This window comes from Methanobrevibacter filiformis, from assembly GCF_001639265.1.
Lineage (GTDB): Archaea > Methanobacteriota > Methanobacteria > Methanobacteriales > Methanobacteriaceae > Methanacia > Methanacia filiformis.
Genome location: NZ_LWMT01000062.1, coordinates 1 through 5,323 on the forward strand (window position 1 = coordinate 1; position 5,323 = coordinate 5,323).

Consider the following 5,323-nt stretch of genomic DNA (forward strand, 5'->3'; position numbering starts at 1 on the left):
CATGAAAACATATTATATTTAAAAATGATTAAAATAACTTTGTTTTACTATATATTTAGTTAAAACGCTTAAAAATTAATTAAATAGATTTTCAACGACTTATAGAATTATGGGACATCCCCTATAAGTAATACTAATAATCATGTTATGTTTTAATAAGATTTGAATATTTTATTTTCAATGTTTCTTTGTAGTTAACCATATATTAATTAAATTAATGATTTAAAAGTCTAATATTCCTCTTAATATTCTTAAAATGATTATGCCATTTAAAATTGTAAATGTTAGAACAAAATTTAATTTAAACTTTGATTGATTAAACCTATACTTTTAAGTAAATCTATTTGAATAATTAAATTATGATTTATTGCTTTTCATAGGGATTAATTAAAAGGAATTAAATGTTTATAAACCAGATAAAAATAAGGATAACCTATTATATAAAATATTTATAGTGATTTTATGCTTCAAATTGCAGTTACAGGAAAACCAAATGTAGGAAAATCATCATTTTTCAATTCAGCAACATCATCAAAGGTAGAAATGGCTAATTATCCATTTACAACCATAGATGCTAATAAAGCAGTTGCACATGTTGTAACTGATTGTCCTTGTGCAGAATTAGATTTAACATGTAATCCACGAAACTCTAAGTGTGTTGATGGTAAACGATTTATTCCAATAGAGTTAATTGATGTTGCAGGACTTGTTCCTGGAGCACATGAAGGAAAAGGATTAGGTAATAAGTTTTTAGATGATCTTCGTCAAGCTAAAGTTTTTATTCATGTTATAGATGCATCTGGCTCAACTGATGTTGAAGGAAGACCAGTGGATGCTGGAACACATGATCCTTTAGAAGATATTGAATTTCTTGAAAATGAGATAATAATGTGGATGTATGGAATATTAAGTAAGAATTGGACTAGATTAATTAGAAAAATCGAAGCTGAAAAATTAGATATTTCAAAAGTAATCCATGAACAATTATCTGGAACTGGAATAGCTATTGAACACATTATTGAGGCAAAAAGACCAATCAATCCAGATTATTTCAAATGGGAAAAGAAAGAATTAATTGAACTTGTAAGTAACTTACTTAGAATAGCTAAACCAATGCTAATTATTGCAAATAAAGCAGATTTACCAAGTTCTGAAGAAAATATTAAAAGAATGAAAGAAAAATATCCAAACCTTATTCCAGCCTCAGCAGAATCAGAACTTGCACTTATAAATGCATCAAAAGTTGGATTAATTGATTATAAACCAGGAGACGCTAGTTTTAATATTTTAAAAGAAGAAGAATTGAATGATAATCAGAAAAAAGCTTTAGAATATATTAAAACAAATATTTTAGAAAAATACGGAGGAACTGGTGTTCAAAAAGCTCTTAATGCAGCTATTTTTGATTTACTTAATATGATAGCTGTTTATCCAGTAGAAGATGAACATAAATTAACTGATCAAAAAGGCAACATTCTTCCTGATGCTATTTTAATAGAAAAAGACTCAATTCCTAGAGACCTTGCTTATATGGTTCACACAGATATTGGAGATAAATTTATGCATGCTATTGACGCTAAAACAAATATGAGAATAGCTAGTGACTTTAAATTATCTAATGGAGACATAATTAGCATAATAACCCATGGATAAATATTGTAAGATATAACTAACAAGTAAACAAATAATAATAAGTAATTAATAATAGGTAATAGCTATGAAAGTAAATGGAAAAGAGATTACTTTTAAAAAACTATTTTTCAAATACAATGATTTTTAAGATTTAGTAATACTTCTTTAGAATTTATAAATACTTAATATAAATCTTTATATATGTGTATCAATATATAATACACTATATGAAGCTAGAAAAAAGAACACAAACTAAAATAAAGAGTCACATTATAAAAGGAAGAATAACAAAAAGAGGATGGTCAATAGTCATAATACCTCCACACACAAGAATAGACACTTTTCATAGCTTCAACCATATACACCTATCATCAAACATGGAAAAACACAACCAAATAAAAAAAAGAAGCTTTGAAAAAACATGGACAATAATAGAAAACCATATTGAATCAAATAATAAATTAATAGAAGATAAGCTATATGAGGAGTTAAAATGATCAAAATAAATTTAGTAAAAGTCATAACTGGACAAGACCTAATCAACGACATGATTGAAAAATATGGCTCAATTGAACAATTAGAAAAACTGTTAGAAAAAGATAAAAATAATGGAGAAATGTTTTCTGATTTAGAAGACTGGAAATTCTTTGGAGAAAACCCTGAGGATGAAATAACAGATATCACAACAATCCTAACAGATAAACTAACACTAACTAACATCGAATTAGAACTATTAAACTTCATTAAAAATAACAATCCCAGTTCAATACGAGAACTATCAAGACTAATAAATGAAGATGTTAGTAACACACAAAGAAGGATTTCACGGCTAGAACAAGAAGGTTTATTAAATTTGAAAGAAGGTATTAAAAATAGTAAGATACCTGTTGTTACTTATGATAAAATAGAAATAGCTATCTAATTAATTATAACTAACTATTTTCTCCTTACTTTTAATAATGTATCTTAAACTTATTTTATACCATTAATCTATCATCGAATATTCGCCCTATTTATTATAATATTCATCTTTTTGAAATTGATTTAAGTTGATTACAACAAGGTTATATAAATATTATAATAATAATAGTAATAACTATGAAAGTGAATGGAAAAGAGACTACTTTTAAAGAAGGAATAACATTAAGTGAGTTTTTAGAAAAAAGTGATTATAGCCTTGAAAAAATAGTAGTTGAGCGTAATGGAAAAATAATATCAAAAAATAGCTACTGCGAAATCATATTAAAAAATGAAGACAACTATGAAATTGTAAGCTTTGTTGGAGGAGGATAGGAAAGATGTTAAATATTAAATTAAATGGAAAAGAAATTAAAATCAATCCTATCTCTGCTTTTAACCTGCAAAAAGAATACACCCAAGATGAAGATGAAAGTGTTATTATAGTTAATGGATTTCAGATATCTAATGATATTGAACTTAGTGATAATGATGAAATTGTGATTATAAAAAAAGGAGTTATGCCTAAAAAAGAAGAATGGGAAAGCATGTTAAGTGCTCGTCATAGTCCTGGAGTTTACAACAAACTTAAATCTGGTAAAGTGGCCATTGCTGGACTTGGAGGTCTTGGAAGCAATATTGCACTTATGCTTGCTAGATCAGGTGTTGGAAAACTACTTCTTGTTGATTTTGATATTATAGAGCCAAGTAATCTTAATAGGCAACAATATACAATAGAAGATCTTGGAATGTTTAAAACAGAAGCTATTAAAAGAATAATAGCTAAAATAAATCCATTTATTGATGTAGAAATAAAAACAGAGAAAGTTACAGATGAAAATGCAAAAGAACTTTTTTCTAACTATGATATTGTTTGCGAAGCTTTTGACAAAGCAGATCAAAAAGCAATGCTGATTAACGCAGTTTCTCGTGACCTCCCAGATACCAAAATGGTTTGTGGTTCTGGAATGGCAGGATATGAAAGTTCTAACACCATAAAAACCAGACAATTAATGAAAAATGTATATATTTGTGGAGACCTGAAAAGTGAAGCGCAGGCTTTTAATGGACTAATGGCTCCAAGAGTAAGCATTTGTGCTGGACATGAAGCCAATATGATCATGAGGTTATTATTAGATATAGAAGATGTATAATTTCCATAATATTTATATTGAATTTAATTATTCTATTATACATTATTGTATACAATAGTTATACAGTATCGTATATAATATTTATACAGTATCGCATACAATATTTATACATTTCTTTTTTGTTAAATAGCTATTTCTATTTATCATGATTATTGGGATTTTACTAGAATTTCACTATTTTTCATCATTCTCATCCTTGTTTTAATTCTATTAAACCTTTGTTTTCTAGTTTCTTAATTTTTATTTGTATTGATTGTTTTAGATGATATTATAAAATGATCATATTTCAATTAGAAGTCCAAAAAATTATAGTCACCGTGATATATGCAATAAAACTAAAAAATGTGAATAATTTTAATCATTCAAGTGTTGATAGATTAAGTTGATCTATTTTATCTATCTTAGTAATATTAATATTACACTTGCTATTATTAAAAATATTTGCACACCAATATTAAATATATAAGTTTTGGATCTATCTTTAGATAAATAGCTCAATATTATGTTTATTATTGCAATTATGATAATTATAATTGATAGTATTTTGGTTAATTCCATGGGTATTCAATTCCTTTTTGTTAATATAAGTATTTATATAAATTTTAGAATATATTAATTTTTTCACTTGTTGTTTTATAAATTTCCTAATTTTAGCTAATTTTGGTAATTTTGGCGGGATGATTTTATTTGAACAATATTGTATCATATGTGTTGATGTTTTAAAAATATCATGACACATTGAATTAGAAAAATTTGGCATTATGCTATCAAGATTTAAATAATAGTTAATGGAATGAAAATGCAGAGAGAATTACCCTCTTAAATTTATTAAAACATATTAATGATAGTTTGCTAGGTTTATGAGGCATAATGGCTGAATTTAATAGTAAAAATGGTTTGATTATCGATATTTGACAGGAAGAATTTAATTCTGTGTTTTTTAAGCATGGCAATATGATTAGTATCTTAAAAAATACTAAAATGGTTAAATTAAAATAATATAATTTATATAACTTTATATTATTTTAGTTAAAAATGTATATGGGAGGATTCGTATTTAATAATTTTCTTTTTATATGTATTATTTTTTTTCTTTGGTATTTTTATTTATGTTTGATTGTTTATATATTTTTTTATGAGTTTTAATAGTAGTATTCGTAAGTGTTTTAGGTTTGTGTTGAAGAAGTTGAATGTTTGGGAGAGTAGTGGTAAGTTTAGTGTTGATTTTGATTATTTGAGGTCTGTTGTTCGTGGGGATTTTAGTGATTTGTGGAAGGAAGGTCTTAATTTTAATATTAATAGTCCTTTTAATAAAGAGCTTTTGTGTTGTGATTTGGAAAGAATGGTTCGCGCATTAGATGATGGAGAAAGTGTGAATCATTTTAAGACTCTTTTTCTTCTTAACTCTATGAATAATGAAAATGAAGAGTTGTTAGAATTGAAAGAACATAAAAATATGCTGAATTGTGAAATATATAGATCAATACTGGAATCCATGTACAATCACCAGTGCAGAGGTAGACCACATCATGATGTTACTTTAATGTTTAAAATCATGTATTTACAGGCTAAATATAATT

At 26.1% G+C, this 5,323-nt stretch carries 6 protein-coding genes; all 6 read left to right on the forward strand.

What is annotated here, in order from left to right; genetic code table 11:
* The first annotated feature begins 462 nt into the window (after positions 1 to 462).
* Positions 463 to 1,653 (forward strand): redox-regulated ATPase YchF, encoded by a 1,191-nt coding sequence (locus MBFIL_RS02295; RefSeq protein ID WP_066971112.1) that lies wholly within the window; start codon positions 463 to 465, stop codon positions 1,651 to 1,653.
* 206 nt (positions 1,654 to 1,859) lie between these two features.
* Entirely contained in the window at positions 1,860 to 2,129 is a 270-nt protein-coding gene (locus tag MBFIL_RS02300) for a hypothetical protein (RefSeq protein ID WP_066971113.1), read from the forward strand.
* Positions 2,126 to 2,554, forward strand: coding sequence for an HVO_A0114 family putative DNA-binding protein (locus MBFIL_RS02305; RefSeq protein WP_066971115.1), 429 nt, complete (start codon positions 2,126 to 2,128; stop codon positions 2,552 to 2,554). The genes MBFIL_RS02300 and MBFIL_RS02305 overlap by 4 nt, the downstream gene beginning before the upstream one ends.
* A 176-nt stretch (positions 2,555 to 2,730) precedes the next feature.
* Complete coding sequence (gene thiS, locus MBFIL_RS02310) at positions 2,731 to 2,925, forward strand: sulfur carrier protein ThiS (protein WP_066971117.1); 195 nt, start codon at positions 2,731 to 2,733, stop codon at positions 2,923 to 2,925.
* 5 nt (positions 2,926 to 2,930) lie between these two features.
* On the forward strand, positions 2,931 to 3,743 hold the full coding sequence (gene thiF / locus MBFIL_RS02315; protein WP_066971119.1) for a sulfur carrier protein ThiS adenylyltransferase ThiF: 813 nt from the start codon (positions 2,931 to 2,933) through the stop codon (positions 3,741 to 3,743).
* A gap of 1,135 nt (positions 3,744 to 4,878) precedes the next feature.
* The coding region (locus MBFIL_RS02320; protein ID WP_157078598.1) for a hypothetical protein at positions 4,879 to 5,323 on the forward strand (445 nt) is incomplete at its 3' end.

Coding starts and splice junctions, on each gene's coding strand:
- MBFIL_RS02295 (WP_066971112.1), top strand. CDS start 463: ATGCTTCAAATTGCAGTTACAGGAAAACCAAATGTAGGAAAATCATCA.
- MBFIL_RS02300 (WP_066971113.1), top strand. CDS start 1,860: ATGAAGCTAGAAAAAAGAACACAAACTAAAATAAAGAGTCACATTATA.
- MBFIL_RS02305 (WP_066971115.1), top strand. CDS start 2,126: ATGATCAAAATAAATTTAGTAAAAGTCATAACTGGACAAGACCTAATC.
- thiS (WP_066971117.1), top strand. CDS start 2,731: ATGAAAGTGAATGGAAAAGAGACTACTTTTAAAGAAGGAATAACATTA.
- thiF (WP_066971119.1), top strand. CDS start 2,931: ATGTTAAATATTAAATTAAATGGAAAAGAAATTAAAATCAATCCTATC.